The 17,977-nt window shown below is 65.7% G+C and carries 23 protein-coding genes, 1 tRNA gene and 1 riboswitch; of the genes, 10 read left to right on the top strand and 14 right to left on the bottom strand.

Translation table 11 applies throughout. The features are described from left to right. The 10 genes from WS69_RS34610 to WS69_RS09050 all read right to left on the bottom strand — a co-directional run. Positions 1-253 (bottom strand): hypothetical protein (locus WS69_RS34610; RefSeq protein WP_231747102.1); only part of this gene is annotated, 253 nt, incomplete at its 3' end. A gap of 323 nt (positions 254-576) precedes the next feature. After that, positions 577-652: transfer RNA gene (locus WS69_RS09090), tRNA-Lys, on the bottom strand. 83 nt (positions 653-735) lie between these two features. Beyond that, entirely contained in the window at positions 736-1,485 is a 750-nt protein-coding gene (gene ybgF, locus WS69_RS09085; RefSeq protein ID WP_059470445.1) for a tol-pal system protein YbgF, read from the bottom strand. A 19-nt stretch (positions 1,486-1,504) separates the two neighbouring features. Next, the gene (pal, locus tag WS69_RS09080; RefSeq protein ID WP_059470444.1) at positions 1,505-2,017 is read right to left on the bottom strand and encodes a peptidoglycan-associated lipoprotein Pal; all 513 of its coding nucleotides are present in this window, start codon (positions 2,015-2,017) and stop codon (positions 1,505-1,507) included. A 17-nt stretch (positions 2,018-2,034) separates the two neighbouring features. After that, the gene (tolB, locus tag WS69_RS09075) at positions 2,035-3,336 is read right to left on the bottom strand and encodes a Tol-Pal system beta propeller repeat protein TolB (protein WP_059470443.1); all 1,302 of its coding nucleotides are present in this window, start codon (positions 3,334-3,336) and stop codon (positions 2,035-2,037) included. Between the two features lie 96 nt (positions 3,337-3,432). Next, positions 3,433-4,443 carry a cell envelope integrity protein TolA gene (gene tolA, locus WS69_RS09070; protein ID WP_059470442.1) on the bottom strand — a complete coding sequence of 337 codons (1,011 nt, stop codon included), beginning with the start codon at positions 4,441-4,443 and terminating at the stop codon, positions 3,433-3,435. Next, positions 4,440-4,889: a protein TolR gene (gene tolR, locus WS69_RS09065; protein WP_059470441.1), complete on the bottom strand. Its 450-nt coding sequence runs from the start codon at positions 4,887-4,889 to the stop codon at positions 4,440-4,442. The genes tolA and tolR overlap by 4 nt, the downstream gene beginning before the upstream one ends. A gap of 10 nt (positions 4,890-4,899) precedes the next feature. After that, entirely contained in the window at positions 4,900-5,577 is a 678-nt protein-coding gene (gene tolQ / locus WS69_RS09060; RefSeq protein ID WP_059470440.1) for a protein TolQ, read from the bottom strand. 190 nt (positions 5,578-5,767) lie between these two features. Next, positions 5,768-6,250, bottom strand: coding sequence for a tol-pal system-associated acyl-CoA thioesterase (ybgC, locus tag WS69_RS09055; protein ID WP_059470439.1), 483 nt, complete (start codon positions 6,248-6,250; stop codon positions 5,768-5,770). Positions 6,251-6,350: 100 nt separating this feature from the next. Beyond that, a complete protein-coding gene (locus tag WS69_RS09050; protein ID WP_059470438.1) occupies positions 6,351-7,097 on the bottom strand; it encodes an SDR family NAD(P)-dependent oxidoreductase in 747 nt (248 codons plus the stop codon). A gap of 207 nt (positions 7,098-7,304) precedes the next feature. Next, positions 7,305-7,406: riboswitch (ZMP/ZTP riboswitch) on the top strand. Positions 7,407-7,548: 142 nt separating this feature from the next. Between WS69_RS09050 and glyA the strand changes: the two genes are divergently transcribed. The 7 genes from glyA (at position 7,549) to WS69_RS09015 (ending at position 12,285) form a co-directional block, all read left to right on the top strand. Then, positions 7,549-8,796, top strand: coding sequence for a serine hydroxymethyltransferase (gene glyA, locus WS69_RS09045; RefSeq protein ID WP_059470437.1), 1,248 nt, complete (start codon positions 7,549-7,551; stop codon positions 8,794-8,796). A gap of 6 nt (positions 8,797-8,802) precedes the next feature. Continuing rightward, complete coding sequence (gene nrdR / locus WS69_RS09040) at positions 8,803-9,282, top strand: transcriptional regulator NrdR (RefSeq protein WP_059470436.1); 480 nt, start codon at positions 8,803-8,805, stop codon at positions 9,280-9,282. Between the two features lie 183 nt (positions 9,283-9,465). Beyond that, complete coding sequence (locus WS69_RS09035) at positions 9,466-10,026, top strand: GspH/FimT family protein (protein ID WP_059470435.1); 561 nt, start codon at positions 9,466-9,468, stop codon at positions 10,024-10,026. Beyond that, entirely contained in the window at positions 10,023-10,433 is a 411-nt protein-coding gene (locus WS69_RS09030) for a hypothetical protein (RefSeq protein ID WP_082716058.1), read from the top strand. Before WS69_RS09035 ends, WS69_RS09030 begins: the two co-directional genes overlap by 4 nt. Beyond that, on the top strand, positions 10,430-11,215 hold the full coding sequence (locus tag WS69_RS09025) for a PilW family protein (protein ID WP_059470433.1): 786 nt from the start codon (positions 10,430-10,432) through the stop codon (positions 11,213-11,215). Before WS69_RS09030 ends, WS69_RS09025 begins: the two co-directional genes overlap by 4 nt. Positions 11,216-11,307: 92 nt before the next feature. Then, complete coding sequence (locus WS69_RS09020) at positions 11,308-11,808, top strand: pilus assembly protein (RefSeq protein WP_059470459.1); 501 nt, start codon at positions 11,308-11,310, stop codon at positions 11,806-11,808. Beyond that, a complete protein-coding gene (locus WS69_RS09015) occupies positions 11,809-12,285 on the top strand; it encodes a type IV pilin protein (protein WP_082716057.1) in 477 nt (158 codons plus the stop codon). A 52-nt stretch (positions 12,286-12,337) separates the two neighbouring features. Here WS69_RS09015 and WS69_RS09010 read toward each other — a convergent pair whose 3' ends face one another. The 3 genes from WS69_RS09010 to WS69_RS09000 form a co-directional block, all read right to left on the bottom strand. Continuing rightward, positions 12,338-12,745, bottom strand: coding sequence for a DUF3318 domain-containing protein (locus tag WS69_RS09010; RefSeq protein WP_197419232.1), 408 nt, complete (start codon positions 12,743-12,745; stop codon positions 12,338-12,340). A gap of 103 nt (positions 12,746-12,848) precedes the next feature. Next, positions 12,849-13,238 (bottom strand): phage holin family protein, encoded by a 390-nt coding sequence (locus WS69_RS09005; RefSeq protein ID WP_059470431.1) that lies wholly within the window; start codon positions 13,236-13,238, stop codon positions 12,849-12,851. A 117-nt stretch (positions 13,239-13,355) separates the two neighbouring features. After that, complete coding sequence (locus tag WS69_RS09000) at positions 13,356-13,658, bottom strand: DUF883 family protein (RefSeq protein WP_010106028.1); 303 nt, start codon at positions 13,656-13,658, stop codon at positions 13,356-13,358. A gap of 327 nt (positions 13,659-13,985) precedes the next feature. On the opposite strand from WS69_RS09000, the gene WS69_RS08995 reads away from it, so the two are divergent. Beyond that, the gene (locus WS69_RS08995) at positions 13,986-14,624 is read left to right on the top strand and encodes a peroxiredoxin (protein ID WP_059470430.1); all 639 of its coding nucleotides are present in this window, start codon (positions 13,986-13,988) and stop codon (positions 14,622-14,624) included. A 154-nt stretch (positions 14,625-14,778) separates the two neighbouring features. Here WS69_RS08995 and WS69_RS08990 read toward each other — a convergent pair whose 3' ends face one another. Next, on the bottom strand, positions 14,779-15,966 hold the full coding sequence (locus WS69_RS08990) for an acyl-CoA dehydrogenase (protein WP_059470429.1): 1,188 nt from the start codon (positions 15,964-15,966) through the stop codon (positions 14,779-14,781). A gap of 76 nt (positions 15,967-16,042) precedes the next feature. On the opposite strand from WS69_RS08990, the gene WS69_RS08985 reads away from it, so the two are divergent. Continuing rightward, positions 16,043-16,834: an IclR family transcriptional regulator gene (locus WS69_RS08985; RefSeq protein ID WP_059470428.1), complete on the top strand. Its 792-nt coding sequence runs from the start codon at positions 16,043-16,045 to the stop codon at positions 16,832-16,834. Positions 16,835-17,567: 733 nt separating this feature from the next. Further along, positions 17,568-17,975 carry a GFA family protein gene (locus WS69_RS08980; RefSeq protein ID WP_059470427.1) on the top strand — a complete coding sequence of 136 codons (408 nt, stop codon included), beginning with the start codon at positions 17,568-17,570 and terminating at the stop codon, positions 17,973-17,975. The last annotated feature ends 2 nt before the right edge of the window (positions 17,976-17,977 follow it).

Genomic DNA, 17,977 nt, shown 5'->3' with positions numbered 1-17,977 from the left:
GCGTGGCCCCTTTGTCGTTGACTGTTTCGCTCAACCTTGTGCCGTCGTTTAACGGCGCTTTTACACCGGCGCTAACACGTGCCAATGATCCCGGAGAACATGGTGAATTGCGCGCTCTACAACGGGCTGCTGTTTCCGTACCCGCGGACGCGTTTGCGAATTCGATCGCAAGATCGCAGTCGACCAGCATGCCCCAATTGCGGCGATGCAGGCGCGTCTTCAGGCTCGCTTCCCCGATCCAAATATCATCCACACCTATCGCCCTGCGCAGCGGGAACGTGCCGCCTCGATTTCGACGGGCTGTCAATCTATCGGTACCGCGATTATCACCATCTGAGCCTTGCTGGCAGCATGAAGTACTACGCTGAATATCGACGAAAGCACCCCGGTGAGCTGGAACAACTCGGGCTGTAAGCTTGTGACAAATCGCGTGCGAATTGTGCATCCAGGGCCGTGTCAATTTCAGCGCTAACAAGGAACAAATCGCACGCGACGTTACAATTAGAGGCTGTCTAATATCGAAGGACTGGAAAAAGAAAAAAGGACCTAGCATCGCTGCTAAGTCCTTGAATTCTTTGGTAGGCCGTACTGGATTCGAACCAGTGACCAACGGATTAAAAGTCCGCTGCTCTACCAGCTGAGCTAACGACCCAAAGAGGGAAAATTATATCGACCGCTCGGCGGGCTTGTCAACCTGTAGCCTTATCACCCGTCGATGAGTCGTGCCGTTCGCCGTTACTTGATCGCGTCCAGCTTGCTCTGCGCCGTTTCCGCCGCATTCGAGCCGGGGAACTGCGACACGACCTGCTCGAACGTCTTCTTCGCGGCCGCCTTCTGGCCTTGCTCGAGCTGGTTCGTGCCTATCGCGATCAGCGCATCCGCCGCACGAGGATGCTGCGGATAGCTTTTCACGAGGCCTTGCCATGTCGCCGTCGACCCCTTGTAGTCGCGCAGCGCGTACTGCGCGTTGCCGAGCCAGTATTGCGCGGTCGGCTGATACGGGCTTTGCGGATACTTCGCGATGAACGCGCGGAACGAAGCCGCGGCACCCTTGAAGTTGCCGTTGCGGAACTGCTGCGACGCCGCGTTGAACGCGTCCGTTTCACCCGGCTGCACCGTGCCTTCGACGCCGTCCACCGTCGTCTTCTGCGGCTCGAACTTCTTGAGACGCGCATCGAGATCGGTGTAGTACTCCTTCTGCTGACGCTCGAGCGTCGTCAGACGATTCGTCAGATCCTCGTTCTCGCCACGCAGCGTCGCGACCTGCTGGTTGAGCTGGTCGAGGCGGCTGGTCTGGTCGAGGATCGTCCGCTGAGCGGCGGCGAGCTGGTTCGACAGGCTGTCGGACTTGCTGCGCAAGTCGAGCACTGCACGGCGCGCCTCGTCGTCATCGAAGAGGCCCGCGTGCGCCGGCGCGGCCGCGAGGGCCGCACCTGCCACGCACAGCGCGGCGGCCGTGCGTAGCCAGAAAAAACGGTGCGTCATACAGCGATTCTTCCGTTACTTACTGTTGATAGACGAGATCCGCGCGGCGGTTCTGCGCCCACGACGCTTCGTCGTGGCCGAGCGCGACCGGCTTTTCCTTGCCGAGGCTCACGGCTTCCATTTGCGAATCCGTGACGCCGAGCAACGACAGCGCGCGCCGCACGGCTTCCGCACGCTTCTGACCGAGCGCGAGGTTGTACTCGCTCGTGCCGCGTTCGTCGGTGTTGCCCTGGATCAGGATGTGGCGCTGCGGATGGCTCTTCAGGTACTGCGCGTGTTGCTGCAGCAGCGCCTGGTATTGATCCTGCACCGAGTAGCTGTCGAAATCGAAGTAGACGCTGCGCTTCGCGAGCGGGCTGTTCGGGTCGTTCAGCGGATCGACTGTCACTTGCGCGACGTTTTCGGGATTCGGCTGCGTGCCGACCGCGCCGCCCTGGTTCGCATGCTCGTCGAGCTTCACGCCCGACTTACATGCGGCGAGCGCACCGATCATCAACACTGCGAACGCCAGACGAAGTTTCTTCGACATCATGGTTACTCTCCTTGTGGTCATTGCATGAAGGGCCCCCAGGACGGCTCGCGAATCGCGCCGCCCTGAACGGACAGGATCTGCGGCGGCGCGCTGCCGTCGGACGGAACGGCAGCCAGCACGCCGCGGCCCCCCGATTGCGTAGCGTACAGAATGTACTGACCGTTCGCCGCGAAGCTCGGCGATTCGTCGCGCGTCGTGTTGGTGACGGCGTTTGCCGCACCCGTTTGCAGATCCTGAACATACAGCTTGAAGCCCCCGCCCGTGCGCGAGATGTACGCGAGCAGCTTGCCGTCCGGGCTGATGCGCGGACTCGTATTGTAGCTGCCGGTAAACGTTACGCGCTGAGCTGCGCCGGCGCTCTCGCCTTCGGCTGGCATCCGGTAGATTTGCGGCGCACCGCCTCGATCGCTCGTGAAATAGATCCACTTGCCGTCAGGGGAGTAGAACGGTTCGGTGTCGATCGAGCTGCTGCGCGTGAGGCGACGCAGCCCGGTGCCCGTCGAACTGACGGAATAAATCTGCGTATTGCCCGTGAGCGACAGCGCGACGGAGAGCGTCTGGCCGTCGGGCGACCATGCGGGCGCGCTGTTGTTGCCTTTCTGATTCGAAATCACGTAGCGGCGGCCCGTCGGCAGATCGTGGATGTACACGACCGGCTTCTTCAGCTCGAACGACACGTACGCAACCTTCGTTCCGCTCGGCGACCATGCGGGCGAAATGATCGGCTCCTTGCTCGTCAGCGCGGGAATTGCGTTCTGGCCATCCGAATCGGAGATCAGCAGCTTGTACACATTGCCCGTGCGCTGCACGTACGACAGGCGCGTGTTGAAGACGCCGCGCACGCCGAGCAGCTTCTGGTAGATGTAGTCGGCGATCTTGTGACCGGTCTTGCGCATCCCCTCGTTGTCGTTCGACGTCGTGAGCGACAGGCCGCCCAGGCTTTGCTGCTTGACGGTGTCGTAGAGGATGAAGTTGACCTTGTATTGGCCGTTGGGCTCGCGGTTCACGCTGCCCGCGACGAACGCGTTCGCGCCTTTCGCTTTCCACGCGCCGAAATCGACCGACGCCGTCTCCGGCACGGGCGTGCTGCCCGCGTCGACGTTGGAGAACTTGCCGCTTCTCGCGAGGTCGCCGCGCACGACCGACGTGACCTGCTGGGGCAGGCTCGCTTCATTGACGAAATTCGCGGTGGCGATCGGAAACTGGGTGGAGCCGACGCCCGTGATCAGTACGTTCACCTGCGCGTGGGCGGCGCCGCCCACGGCAATCAGACACGAGGCCACGAGTGCCCTGAAACCTAGCTTCGTCATCAAACTCATGCTTCTTGTTCCCGTATGTACGCTGCGCAACGGCAGAGACTCAAAAATACCCGATTCGTTCCCGGTGCGACGGCGGGAGTGTAAGCGCAAATGCGCTCATTCCGCCGCCTTGAAGGTAATCGTAATCTCGGGCGGGGTACGGCCGTTGGTATCGGGCGGCAACGGCACCGATGCCTGGATCGCGCTGATCACCGTCTGATCCCACCCCGAATTGCCGCTCGACCGGCGGATCGACGTGCTCAGCACGTCGCCCGACGGCGTGCAGCGGATCGCGACGACGGTCACGAGGCTGTCGCGCTCACCCGCCCACACGATGTTCGGCTTCACGCGCCGACGGACTTTGTCGGCGTAGCCCGGCGACGCCGCGTTGCCGCCCGAGCCCGTGCCCGTGCCGCTCTTGGCGAGCCCTTCGCCGCTGCCCGAGCCGCCGCCTGCGATCCCCTGCAGTTGCGCGAGGCGGGCCTGGCGTTCCTTGTCGAGCTTCGCATTCGCGGCGGCGTTCGCCTTGGCGGCCGCGGCGGCCTTGGCCGCTTTCTCGGCCTTTTCGGCGTTGGCCTTCTTCTGAGCGGCGAGCTGTTCCTGTTTCTTCTGCTGTTCGAGCTTTTGTTGCTCGAGCTTCTGCTGTTCGAGTTTGTGCTGCTGCTCCGCGAGCTGCTGCTTGAGCTTCTCGGCCTGCTTCTGCTTTTCGCGCTCGGCGGCTTTTTGCGCGGCGAGCTGGGCGGCCTGCTGCGCGGCGAGTTGCTGCGCCTTCAACTGCTGCTGCCGGCGCTGCTCTTCGAGCTGCGCCTCGCGAGCGGCCGCGGCTTGCTGCTCGCGCCGCTTTTGTTGCAGCGCGATGTCCGCCTCCTCATTCTTGACGGGCGGCGGGGGAGGGGCCGCTTTCACGGGCGGCGTCGGCACCGGCTGCGGCGTCGACGTGTCCGGCACCGACGTCCACAGCTCGGCCTCCGCGCCTGCCGGCGTGCTGTTCTGCCAATGAACGCCGTGGTACAGGAAGAGCGCGAGCAGCACGTGCATCAGCGCGGCAAGCAGGAACGCGCGTCCTGTGCCGCGCTCGCGCGGCGGCCGAGGCGGATAGGCGGCGGTGCGCGACTGGCGAGGCTTCATTGCGATTTGACGAGGAGACCGACGCGCTTCACGCCGCGCGCCTTCAGATCGGACATCACGGTCATTACTGAGTCATATTGAACCGTCTTGTCGGCCGCGATCACGACCGGCTGATCCGGGTGGTCGGCCTGGCGCGCCGCGATGAAGCTGTCGAGCTCGGCCTTCGTCATCGTGTCTTCCTGCGACGCGCCCGAGTCCCCCTTGTAGCGGACACTGATCTTGCCGTCGGCCTGGATGTTGACGACTACGGGCGGCGTCTGCTCCTGCGGCGCGGCGTTGCCGACAGTCGGCAGATTGACGATCGACGGCGCGACGAGCGGCGCCGTCACCATGAAGATGACGAGCAGCACGAGCATCACGTCGATGTAGGGCACGACATTGATGTCGGCCATCGAGCGGCGCGAGCGGCCGCCGCGCATGCTGGAACGAATGGGGGTGCCGGCCATCGCGTGCTCCTTATTGCGCCTGGCGCTGCAGGATGTTCGAGAACTCTTCGATGAACGTTTCGAAGCGGATCGCGAGACGGTCGATGTCGTGCGCGTAGCGGTTGTATGCGACGACGGCAGGGATCGCGGCGAACAGGCCGATCGCGGTCGCGACGAGCGCTTCGGCGATGCCCGGCGCGACGTTTGCGAGCGTCGCCTGCTGGACGTTCGCGAGGCCGCGGAACGAGTTCATGATTCCCCAGACCGTGCCGAACAGACCGATATACGGGCTCACCGAGCCGACGGACGCGAGAAACGACAGATTCGATTCGAGGACGTCCATCTCACGCTGGAATGATGCGCGCATTGCGCGGCGCGCGCCATCGAGAAGCAGCGCCGGATCGTTCAGACGTTTTTCCTTCGCCTTCAGAAATTCACGCATTCCCGACTCGAAGATCCGTTCGAGCGCGCCGATCGTGTGGCGATTGTTAGCGGCGCTCTGGTACAGCGCCTGCAGGTCGCCGCCCGACCAGAAGTCGCGCTCGAAGCGCTCGGTTTGCGCGCGGGCGCGGCGGATCGCGAACCATTTGCGGAAGATGAACGTCCACGACATCAGCGACAGGATGAGAAGGAGCCCCATTACCGCCTGGGCGAGCACGCTCGCATTGAGGACAAGGGAAATGATCGACAGGTCTTGAGAAGTGTTCATAGAGGTTTGTGTAACGTCCCTTCGGGGTGGCCTGGCCAGGGGATGTGCCCGGCCGGCGCGCTCCGGCGGCGTCCGGCGGGCGTTCGGCCGAGCGCCGCACGCTCTGGCGGCGACCGCCGGAAGCTTTCCGCCGAACCTTGCTTAGTGGCGGATCATGGGGTCGAGTTCATCGGCTCTGTCTAAACGGCACTCATGCGTACGCCGTTGACACGGCTCGCCGGCCGGTCGTGGCCGGTCCGCGCTCGAGCGCGGCGAGGACGGAGGGCGGGATCGCGGTCGGCTTGAACGCCGAGCGGTCGACGCAGCCGATTCTGACGTCGGCCGCGACGAGCAGCGTACCGCCTCGCCGCGCCTGTTGTTCGAATTCCACCGTCGCGCGGCCGAGGCGGGCGATTCTGCAGACGATTTCCAGCGCGTCGTCGAGCCGCGCGGGTGCGCGGTAATCGAGCTCCGCGCGGCGGACGATGAAGATCGCGCCCGTCTCGTCGGCAACCCGGCTCTGGTCTATCCCGCACGCGCGCAGCCACTCGGTGCGCGCGCGCTCGAAGAACCTCAGGTAGTTCGCGTAGTAGACGACGCCGCCGGCGTCGGTATCTTCGTAGTACACGCGGACCGGCCACGCGAAATCGGGCGCCGCGTCGAGCTGTCGGCTGGGTTCAGTCATGGCGCGCATTCTACCGGAACGGACGACCCCGATTTTCCTGATTCGTAACGGAATGTTGCCTTTGCCGGGCCACCTGTCGAGCCGTGCGGGCGGCTCGGCGGCGGCACGCTCAGCCGCGGTGGACGGTCAGTCCGGCGGGCGCCTGCGCGACGGGCATCATCTCGATCGTGTTGATGTTCACGTGCGCGGGGCGGGTGGCGATCCAGTAGATCGTGTCGGCGATGTCCCCGGCGGTGAGCGGCTGGACGTTCGCGTAGACGCCCGCCGCCTTCGCGTCGTCGCCGCGGTAGCGCACGTTCGAGAATTCGGTGCCGCCGCAGAGGCCCGGCTCGATGTCGGTGACGCGCAGCGGCGTGCCAACGAGGTCCGCGCGCAGGTTCAGGCTGAACTGGCGCACGAACGCCTTGGTCGCGCCGTAGACGTTGCCGCCCGGGTACGGGTAGCTGCCCGCGACGGAGCCGAGGTTGAAGACGTGGCCGCGGCCGCGCTCGACCATGCCGGGCAGCAGCGTGCGCGTGATCGTGACGAGCCCCGAGCAGTTGGTGTCGATCATCGTTTGCCACTCGTCGAGGTTCGCCTTGTGCGCCGGCTCGACGCCGAGCGCGAGGCCCGCGTTGTTGACGAGCACGTCGATAGCGGCAAATTCCGCGGGCAGTGCGGCCGGCACGGCCTCGACGGCCGTGCGGTCGCGCACGTCGAGCTCGATCGGCAACAAGGCGCTGCCGAGTTCGGCGGCAAGTGCGTCGAGGCGGTCCTTGCGGCGCGCGGTGGCGACGACGCGGTGGCCGCCTTTCACGAAGACACGGGCGATGGCGGCGCCGAAACCTGCCGACGCGCCGGTGACGAACACGATCATTGCTGCTGCTCCTTAAACGATGCTTGCTGGAGAGAACTCGCTAGCCTACTGGCATTGCGGCGGTGCGGCAAGGCGCGGCGGCGCGCGCTTCCGATATCTGCGGTGGATGCCTGCGCCGGTGGTGTCGATAGATTTGGCCCTTAATATGCGGCGGGCTCCGGGCGCGGTTGCCTATTCATCGCGCATCCAATACACTAACGCGCTCAATATCCCCTGCGTGACTGGCGATAAGACCTTTCGGGGTCAAAGGTGGAGCGTCCCACCGTGAAGCGCAGGGCGTCGCTTTTGCCGTTCGCCTGGGCAGCCGTTGTGCGCCACGTTGCGTGCATTGCCGGTGGCTGTCCTGCCTCGCGTTCCACGGAATCCTCCGCCACGTCGAGCCGGCTGCGCCGCCGGCTGCGCGACGCACTCGGCCACTTCGGTCAACCTGTACACACTTAACGGAAACCGTATGTTTGACAGAGCCCAAAGCACCATTGCGAACGTCGATCCCGAGATCTGGCAAGCGATCCAGCAAGAAAATGTCCGTCAGGAAGAGCATATCGAGCTGATCGCGTCGGAAAACTACACGAGCCCGGCCGTTATGGCGGCGCAAGGCTCGCAGCTCACGAACAAATACGCGGAAGGCTATCCGGGCAAGCGCTATTACGGCGGCTGCGAGTATGTCGACATCGTCGAACAACTCGCGATCGACCGCGTCAAGGAACTGTTCGGCGCCGAAGCCGCGAACGTGCAGCCGAACTCGGGTTCGCAGGCGAACCAGGGCGTGTTCTTCGCGATGCTGAAGCCGGGCGACACGATCATGGGCATGAGCCTCGCGCACGGCGGCCACCTGACGCACGGCTCGCCCGTCAACATGTCGGGCAAGTGGTTCAACGTCGTCAGCTACGGCCTGGACGAAAACGAAGACATCGATTACGAAGCCGCCGAGAAGCTCGCGCACGAGCACAAGCCGAAGCTGATTGTCGCGGGCGCGTCGGCGTTCGCACTGAAGATCGATTTCGAGCGTCTCGCGAAGATCGCGAAGGCGGTCGGCGCGTACCTGATGGTCGATATGGCGCACTACGCGGGCCTCATCGCCGCGGGCGTCTATCCGAACCCGGTGCCGCACGCCGATTTCGTCACGACGACGACGCACAAGAGCCTGCGCGGCCCGCGCGGCGGCGTGATCCTGATGAAGGCCGAATACGAGAAGCCGATCAACTCGGCGATCTTCCCGGGCATCCAGGGCGGCCCGCTGATGCACGTGATCGCCGCGAAGGCGATTGCGTTCAAGGAAGCGCTGTCGCCAGAATTCAAGGAATACCAGCAGAAGGTCGTCGAGAACGCGCGCGTGCTGGCCGAGACGCTCGTCAAGCGCGGTCTGCGCATCGTGTCAGGCCGTACCGAGAGTCACGTGATGCTCGTCGACCTGCGCGCGAAGAACATCACCGGCAAGGCGGCGGAAGCGGCGCTCGGCAATGCGCACATCACCGTCAACAAGAACGCGATCCCGAACGATCCGGAAAAGCCGTTCGTGACGAGCGGCATCCGTCTCGGTTCGCCGGCAATGACGACGCGCGGCTTCGGCGTGCCGGAAGCCGAATTCGTCGGCAACCTGATTGCCGACGTGCTCGAGAATCCGGAAGACGCGGCGACGATCGAGCGCGTGCGCGCACAGGTCGCCGAGCTGACGAAGCGCTTCCCGGTCTATCGCTGATCGGCCATGCGCTGCCCGTTCTGCCGACACGACGATACGCAAGTGGTGGATTCGCGCGTGTCGGAAGACGGCGCCGCAATCCGCCGGCGCCGCCGCTGTTCGGCCTGCGACAAGCGTTTCACGACGTACGAGCGGGTCGAGCTGGCGTTGCCGGCCGTCGTGAAGAAGGACGGCAGCCGCACCGAATTCGACCGCCGCAAGATCGTCGCGAGCATGCAACTGGCGCTCCGCAAGCGCCCGGTTGCGGCCGATGCGATCGATGCGGCGGTCGCCCGCATCGAATATCAGTTGCTCGCATCCGGCGAGCGTGAAGTCCGCAGCGAAAAGCTCGGCGAACTCGTGATGAACGAGCTGCGCCAGCTCGACACGATCGCCTACGTGCGTTTCGCGTCCGTTTACCGCCGGTTCGAAGACGTGTCCGAATTCGCGGACGTGATCGAAGAGTTCCGCCGCGCGGTGCCCGCGAAGCCGCCGCGCAAGCGCTGAGCTTGCGCATTTCGTTTCCCGTTTCGTTTCATATTCCATTCGTTTCTCCCGCGTAGCGCGGTGCTCGTGCTCGCCTGGGCGATTGTCGTGCGTTCGGCTGCTGCGTGCGATTCGGCCGTTCGGCTGATGGTGCGCGTTCGTCCGCCCCGGTAGAGTCGGCGCATCAGGTCACGGAGATCGGCGATGCGAACCGAGTGCGGCAGGCAAGCGATGGCGGGCTTCATGCTCGTCGAATTGATGGTCGCGCTCGCGCTGGTCGCGCTTGCCGCGACGCTGGCCGCGCCGACGCTCTCAGGCGCACGAATGCGCGATCGGGTCGACGCGCGCGCGCGCGTGTTCGGAGCATCGCTGGCGTATGCACGTGGGGAGGCTGCCAGACTCGGCGCGCGCGTGACGCTGTGCCGCAGCGACGCGGCCGCCAGATGCATCGTCGCAGGGCGGCCCTGTGAAGGCGGCGCGACCGACTGGTCATGCGGCTGGGCGGTGGTCGTCGCAGACGGCGACCGCGGTACGCGAGTGTTGCGACGCGTTGCGCGCGATGCGCAAGTGGCCGTGACGGGCGCGGGCGGCGACGTGGTGTTTACGCCGCCAGCAGGTCAGGTGATCGGCGGCTTCCGAAGTTTCGAATTCGCGCCGAACGACGCGTCCGATGCGTGGCACGGCGAGCGCTGGCGACGTTGCCTGCGGATCGCGGCGGGTGGCCGCTTGCGTTTCGTCGAAGGCGGCTGCGGGGCGTCGACATGATGCGCGTTCGGTCGATACGAGGGAGCTCGTTGCTGGAGACGGCGGTCGCATGTGCGCTGCTCGCGGTCGCAGCGCTCGGCGTGATCGCCGCATTGCTCGCGACGATACGAGGCGAGCGCGATGCTGCGACGCGCGAGCAGGCGCTGCTCGCCGCAGATTCGTGGGCCGAGATGGCGCACGCTGGCGGGCCGGTAGGCGTTGATTGGAACGCGTCGATGTCCGGGTTGCGTCACGGAAAGCTCGTCGTGACGGGCGGAGACGCGGGCATTTCGACCGTGCGTATCGAATGGGAACAGGTCGGGGCGGCCGTTGCGAGCCCGTCGCGCTGCGAAGGCGCCATCTTGGCTGCGCGTGACGGCGACAAGCAATGCGTGACGCTCGCGTATGCGATAACGGACGGCCGATGACGCGAGCGATACACTGGCGCGCGCACACGCTGATCGAGGTGATGATCGCCATGGCGCTCGGCTTGCTGATCCTGCTTGCCGCGATCTCGCTCTATCGCGTACAGCGGGCGGCCTATTCGGCGGCGGCCGATGCCGCGCGCTTGCGCGACGCGGCGCAGGCGTCGCTCGCGCTGATCACGCAGCAAATCCAGATCGCAGGCTTCGTTCCTCTCGACGCGCACGATGCGCCCTCAGCGCCGGGTCTGTTCGGTTGTACAGCGGGACGACCCGTCGGAGCCGACGTGCAACTGGCATGCGATCCGCTGGCGAGCGGTTCCGACGGACTCGTCGTCCGCTACGTCGGCGATGGCGTTTCCACGTGGCCGACGACCAGCGGACAGGCGACGGATTGCCTCGGGCAGGGCGTCGGCGCGGCCGACGCGCAGCCGCGGATCGTCAATCGCTATTACGCTCGCGTCAGTGCGTCGACGGGCGAGCCGGAGCTGTATTGCGAAGGCAGCGGCAGACCTGGCATTGCGCAGCCTCTCGTCGAAGGCGTCGAGCGCGTGCGCTTGCGCTATCGGCTGCGCGGAGCCGTGCAGTGGAGCGATGCGTCGGCGTTGTCCGCATTGGACTGGGCGAGCGTCGCCGCCGTGGCAGTTTGCGTGCAAGTGCGAGGCATGCGGACGGGGCGCCCAGTGCGCTACGTCGACTGCGAAGGGCGAATGACGAGCGGCGCGGATACTCGCGCGCGGCTTGTGCTGCGACGGTATGTCGCGGTTCGCAATCGGGAGCGCGTATGACGCGTCGGGCAGCCGTGTTGGAAGCGGATCGAGCGCGGATAGTCCGAAAGCGTCCGGCGCTGCGCAAAGTGATGCGGCGACGCGAGCGGACGATGCCCGGTTCGCCCGGCGTCGCGCTGCCGGGCGTGCTTGCCGTAACGGCCTCACTGATCGTGATGTCGTCCGCGTGGTTCGAGATCGCGACGACGGAGATGCGGCGCATGACGAACGTAGCGAGCCGATCGGTCGCGTTTCGTGCAGCGGATGCCGCACTCGAAGCCTGTGCCGATGCATTGCTGAGCGGCGCGGCGTCCGACGCCGTGGCGGGCACCGCGGCGTCGGCGCGCGAGCCGGCCGGTTGGCGGCAACCGGGCGTGTTCGACGGCGGCGGCGCGTTCAGGCCGTATGCCGGATGGCCGGGCGCGGCACAAGGGCCGAGCTGCGTGATCGAAGCGTGGAAGCTGCCGGCGCGCCCCGACGCACGTGCCTACCTCGTGACGGCACGCGGCGTGGGTGCGACGAAGGATACGGTCGAGTGGCTGCAACTGCAGATTGCCGTCGAGCGAGGAGGCGTCGAGCGCCGCTGGCGCCGGGCCGTGGGGCGGCCGACATAGATGAAGGGGGAAGCGGCGGTGTCATGCACTGAAACTGAACGCAATCCGAATCGGCGAGGTTTCACGTTGATCGAAGTGCTCGTTGCGCTTGCGATCGTGGGCGTGCTTGCGGCGTTTGCGGTGCCGTCGTACCGGGGCCATGTCGAACGAGGGTATCGGTTGAGCGCGATGGCTGCACTGTATCGCGCCGCGCAGTACGTCGAAGCATTCGGTGAGATGCCGCCTGCCGCATTACCGGAAGAGATGAGCCGAGCGCCCGATTCCGGCACGGTCGTCTATGCGTTGCGGATCATGTTCGACGACGCGCACGGCGGATACGCACTGGAGGCAAGCCCGACCGTCGATGGCGCGATGCGGGACGACAACTGCGGCGTGTATGTGCTGCATGCGGACGGCACGCGCGAGAATCGCGAGGCCGGAAGCGCCGCCCGCAATGGGCACACGCCGAATGCCGACGTGTGTTGGCGAACGGGGTAGGCATGCGTCGGCCAGCGGGCTGGTCAACAGCCATTACCTGTATTACCCGCCTTCACGCCTGCTCATCGTGCCGCGCCCGCGCGTCGGACGCGTCATCGCTGCTCTTTGCCTGCTTCCATATCTGATAGGCCTCCCACACCGCGAAGCCGACGGCCCCCCATTTGAGCGCAGGGCGCGCGCTCGCGCGCAGCAGCGCCCGTATGGGCTTCGCGAGCACGGCGGACGCGAGCGAGCTCAACAGCGGATACTGGCTGACGAGCGTGCCGAGCGTTGCGTTCACGCTCCTCGCCGACTTGCCGAGCGACCCGCCCGACACTCCTGGCACGAGGAGCTTCAGCCATCTGAAATGCGTGACGGACTGGCGCAGCTCGGTGCCCGCCTGCGCGAGCTCCAGGCGCTCGATGTCGGAGCGCAGGATCAGCAGTTCCTTGCGCAGTGCGCGGTACTGGGTCGCGCTCATGTGCCGCTTCTGCGAAGCGGTACGGAATCGTTGTTCCGATGCGGAGTAACTCATGGCGCGTCGACGGGAGGTTGGCGAGAAGAGGAGGAACGCGGCCGCGCGTTCATGGCTTGCCGCGGAATAGCTCGCGGTCCTTTTCCAGTTCGTTCAGCGTCGCTTCGAATACGACGGGCGCGTCGCGCAAGCCCGAGCGCGCCTTCAGCCCGCAGGCGAGCGCGCCGAGCGCATAGAGCGCGGTGATGGCGGCGAGCGACTGCCAGCGGTAGGTGTCCCAGAATGCGATGGCGACGAGCACCGTGAGGCTGATGAGCGCCATCGTCGCGAGCATCATCGCGGCGAGTCCGAGAAAGAGCACGCCCATCAGGCGTTCCTTCTCCTCGGCGAGCTCGATGCCGACGAGTTCCAGCCGGGTCTGCAGGAGCGCGAACGCGGAGCCGAGCAGGCGGCGCAGCGGACCGTGCGCGGACTGGTGCGATGAGGTTTCTGTCGTCATGGATGAGGCGCTTGCGCGCGGAGAGCGGCCGGCGCCGCGACGGGCCGGTGCGCGTGGTCCCGGCCGTCGCGCGGATGCGAGCGGGCCGGGGGCTGTCTCTCGCGGCGGCGTGCCGCGTTACTTGCGGTTGATCAAGAGGCCGATCAGCACGCCGACGCCGGCCGCGACGCCGATCGACGTCCACGGATGCTCGTGCACGTAGTCGTCGGTGGCGCGTGCTGCCTTCTTGCCTTTCTCGACCACGACCACCTGAACGTCGGCCGCTTTCTCCTTCGCCTGCTTCAGGCGCGAGAGCGCCTTCTCGCGCAGCTCGGTCGCACGGTCGCCCGTGGTGCTCGCGGCCTGTTTCAGCAGATCTTCCGCGTCCGCGAGAACAGTTTTGATATCCGACATCAGTTTCTCCTTGTTGACTTCAGACATTGCGACTCCCTTCTTGCCGAAGCGGGTTGTCCTACGAACATCGTAGCGAAACCCGTGCCCGCGGGCGAGCGCGGCGGCCCGGCGCGCAGGTGGCGCAAGATCGCGCTTGAGTAGCATGGTAAACGACTTGCAATGACAATAGAGAGCCGATCCGGAACGAAAAAGTTTCCAGGATTGTCAAATCACACCCGGCGAAAATGATAAAAAGGCATGAATATCTGACGGAATAATCGTTCGCACAGGCCGCCGGATCACTTAAGCTGGAAGCTTGCCCTTGCGTACCGTGCGCTCGGGCACCCAACCCATGCAAGTTCAAGGAGCTGCAACATGAGTCTACGTCTTGGCGACATCGCGCCGGATTTCGAACAGGATTCGAGCCTCGGCCGCATCAAATTCCATGAATGGCTCGGCAACAGTTGGGGCGTCCTGTTCTCGCATCCGGCCGACTACACGCCCGTCTGCACGACGGAGCTCGGCCTGACCGCGAAGCTCAAGGGCGAATTCGAGAAGCGCAACGTGAAGGTGATCGCGCTGTCGGTTGACAGCGTCGAGTCGCACAAGGGCTGGATCGACGACATCAACGAGACGCAAGCGACGAGCGTTGGTTTTCCGATCATCGCCGACGGCGACCGCAAGGTCTCCGAGCTGTACGACATGATCCATCCGAATGCGAACGAGACGCTGACCGTGCGTTCGCTGTTCGTGATCGATCCGAACAAGAAGGTGCGTCTCGTCATCACCTATCCGGCGAGCACCGGCCGCAATTTCGACGAAGTGCTGCGCGTCATCGATTCGCTGCAATTGACCGACAACTACAAGGTCGCGACGCCCGGCAACTGGAAGGACGGCGACGACGTCGTGATCGTGCCGTCGCTGCAGGATCCGGAAGAGCTGAAGCAGCGCTTCCCGAAGGGCTTCAACGCGGTGCGTCCGTACCTGCGTTTGACGCCGCAGCCGAACAAGTGAGCGGCGTGCGCGCCGCGCGGCTTCGCGGCGCGGCTATCATATGACGAAAAAGCCCCGGCGGTCGCGCCGGGGCTTTTTCGTTTGTGGCTGCGTCGGGGCTGCGCAGTCGTGGCCCCGCGGCCGTGCGTCGCGCGCAGGCCGCGCGGATATCGCATCAGAAGAACGCCTGAATCCCCGTCTGCGCGCGGCCAAGGATCAGCGCGTGGATGTCGTGCGTGCCTTCGTACGTGTTCACCACTTCGAGATTCACGAGGTGACGCGCGACGCCGAATTCGTCCGAGATGCCGTTGCCGCCCAGCATGTCGCGGGCGAGGCGGGCGATGTCGAGCGCCTTGCCGCACGAATTGCGCTTCATGATCGACGTGATCTCGACGGCCGCCGTGCCTTCGTCCTTCATCCGGCCGAGCCGCAGCACGCCTTGCAGGCCGAGCGTGATCTCGGTCTGCATGTCGGCGAGCTTCTTCTGGATCAGTTGGTTGGCGGCGAGCGGACGGCCGAATTGCTTGCGGTCGAGCACGTACTGGCGCGCGGTGTGCCAGCACGACTCGGCCGCGCCGAGCGCGCCCCACGCGATGCCGTAGCGCGCCGAGTTCAGGCACGTGAACGGCCCGCGCAGGCCTTTCACGTCCGGCATGATGTTCTCTTCGGGCACGAACACGTCGTCGAGCACGATCTCGCCCGTGATCGACGCGCGCAGGCCCACCTTGCCGTGGATCGCCGGCGCCGACAGACCTTTCCAGCCCTTCTCGAGGATGAAGCCGCGGATCTCGTCGCGGCCGTCCTCGTCGAGCTTCGCCCAGACGACGAACACGTCGGCGATCGGTGAATTCGTGATCCACATCTTCGAACCCGACAGCGAGTAGCCGCCCGGCACCTTCTTCGCGCGCGTGACCATGCTGCCCGGATCGGAGCCGTGATTCGGCTCGGTCAGGCCGAAGCAGCCGATCCATTCGCCCGTCGCGAGCCTCGGCAGGTATTTCTCCTTCTGTGCGTCGGAGCCGAACTCGAAGATCGGCACCATCACGAGCGACGACTGCACCGACATCATCGACCGATAGCCCGAATCGACGCGTTCGACCTCGCGCGCGATGAGCCCGTAGCTCACGTAGCCGAGGCCTGGGCCGCCGTACTGCTCGGGGATCGTCGGGCCGAGGAGGCCGAGCTCGCCCATTTCGCGGAAGATCGTCGTGTCGGTGGTTTCGTGGCGGAACGCCTGCGTCACGCGCGGCGCGAGCTTGCCCAGCGCGTAAGCGTTCGCGGCGTCGCGCACCATGCGCTCGTCGTCGGCGAGCTGCTGGTCGAGCAGCAGCGGATCGTCCCAATGAAAGGTTGCGGCAGCCATCGCGTCATCTCCTCACTTGACTATGGTTCCGCTATGCGGAACAATGTTTTGCAAATTGAACCCAGTGTATCACCACATGAATTTTTCGACCATCGACGCCGACACGCTCGACGAACGCAAGTTCGTCGTCGCCCTCGCACGGGGGCTCGATTTGCTGCGCGTGTTCCGGCCCGGCGAGACGATGCTCGGCAATCGCGACTTCGTCGAGCGCACCGGGCTGCCGAAGGCGACTGTCAACCGGCTCGCGTACACGCTTACCGTGCTTGGCTATCTGCGCTACGACGACGCGCTCGGCAAGTACGCGCTCGACGCAGGCGTGCTGTCGCTCGGCTATGCGCTGCTCGCGGGCTCCGACACGCTCGCGCTCGCGCGGCCGCACATGCAGGCGCTCGCGCGCGAGATCGGCGCGGCGGTGTCGCTCGGCTGCCGCGACGGTCTCGACATGATCTACCTGGAGACGATCCGCAGCGAGACGGCGCTGACGCTCGGGCTTGCGTCCGGGTCGCGGCTGTCGATGCTGACGAGCTCGATGGGGCGCGCGTATCTCGCCGTGCAGCCACCGGATGTGCGCGCGGCGTTATTCGCGGAGCTGCGCAAGACAGCGGGGAAGGGGCGGGCGGGCGCCGCGCTCGTCGCGGCGGCGGAGCGCGCGGTCGAGGAATTCGCCGCTGACGGCTGCTGCTATTCGTTTCGCGACTGGCACGAGGACGTGAATGCGATCGCGGTGCCGTTTCGCGAGCCGCGCGAGGGGCGCTGGCTGATTCTCAGCTGCAGCGGGCCTGCGTCGTCGATGGGCGAGGACGTGTTTCGCAACAAGATCGGCCCGAAGCTCAAGGCCCTCGCACGGCGGCTCGGGCAGCCGGCGTAGGCCGGCATGCCGGCGGTCATGCGCGAGCGGCGGCGGGTGGCTGTTCATCGTTCGGCGTTGCGGCTTTCGCCGGTGGTTTGTTGCTGTTGCCGGTCGCAAGTAGCAAGTAGCCCGTGCGATCGGCAATAGCACGGTGCCGAGCCGGCAACCGCGTGAATCGGCGGCGACGTCGGCACAGTTGCCGGTGCAAGTTGCCGGCGCGTAGCGTGCGGCGAGTGCTGCCGTTTAGCGTCGCGCTCATCTTCGTCGTCCGACGCGTGAAATTCGACGTGCCGGCCGTGGCGGCGCGGGCGGATATTGTCGATGCCGCAAGGGGCCGCTCGCGCGAGCGGCGCGCCGTGTCGCTTGCGGGCGCGGCCGCGTCTTGCAGCGCGTGTCGGCGTCGCGCGCGTGAACGTCTCGATCCGACGTGGCCCCTTCGCTTTGCGGACGGTCGTGTGACGGCGGCTCACGGGCAACGCTGCGGCTTGCCGCTCGCAATCCGGCGCACGCAGCCCGACACGCGCAGCCCTGCACCCGCCTCGGCACACGCCAATCGGCGCATGCAACCCGGCAAACGCAACTCAGCACACGCGATCCAGCACATAAGATCCAACACGATCGCTCCAACCCAGCGCAATCCGATGCCCCGCTCCACGCTGCAATGCAATGCAGCAGTCGACCGTAATCGGTTGTATCGTAGACATTGCTTCCCACTGCGGCATCCATGCGCAACGTGAACAGGAGGTCCACGATGTCGGGCTCGGAATTGTTGGAAGGCGGGTGCGCGTGCGGCGCGATTCGTTACCGGCTCGTCGGCGTGCCCACCCACGCGGGTTTCTGCCATTGCAGGCTGTGCCAGCGGACGACGGGCGCCGCCGTGCTCGCGTGGGCAACGGTGCCGATCGGCGCGTTCGAGTATGTGAAGGGCGAGCCGCGCGTGTACGCGTCGAGTGCATGGGGTGAGCGGCGCTTCTGCCCGCAGTGCGGCGCGCAGCTCGAATACCGGCTGTCGAATGCGCCTGCGACAGTCGAGGTCAATTACGCGACGCTCGACGATCCGTCGGCGATCCGGCCGAAAGCGCACACGTGGTACGCGAGCCGCATCCCCGGTCTCGACGTGGCGGGCGATCTGCCGGTGTTCGGCGACGGCGGCGACTGACC

The sequence above is a fragment of the Burkholderia sp. BDU5 genome (assembly GCF_001522845.1).
GTDB classification, from domain to species: domain Bacteria; phylum Pseudomonadota; class Gammaproteobacteria; order Burkholderiales; family Burkholderiaceae; genus Burkholderia; species Burkholderia mayonis.
This window is presented reverse-complemented; position numbering and strand designations above follow the sequence as displayed.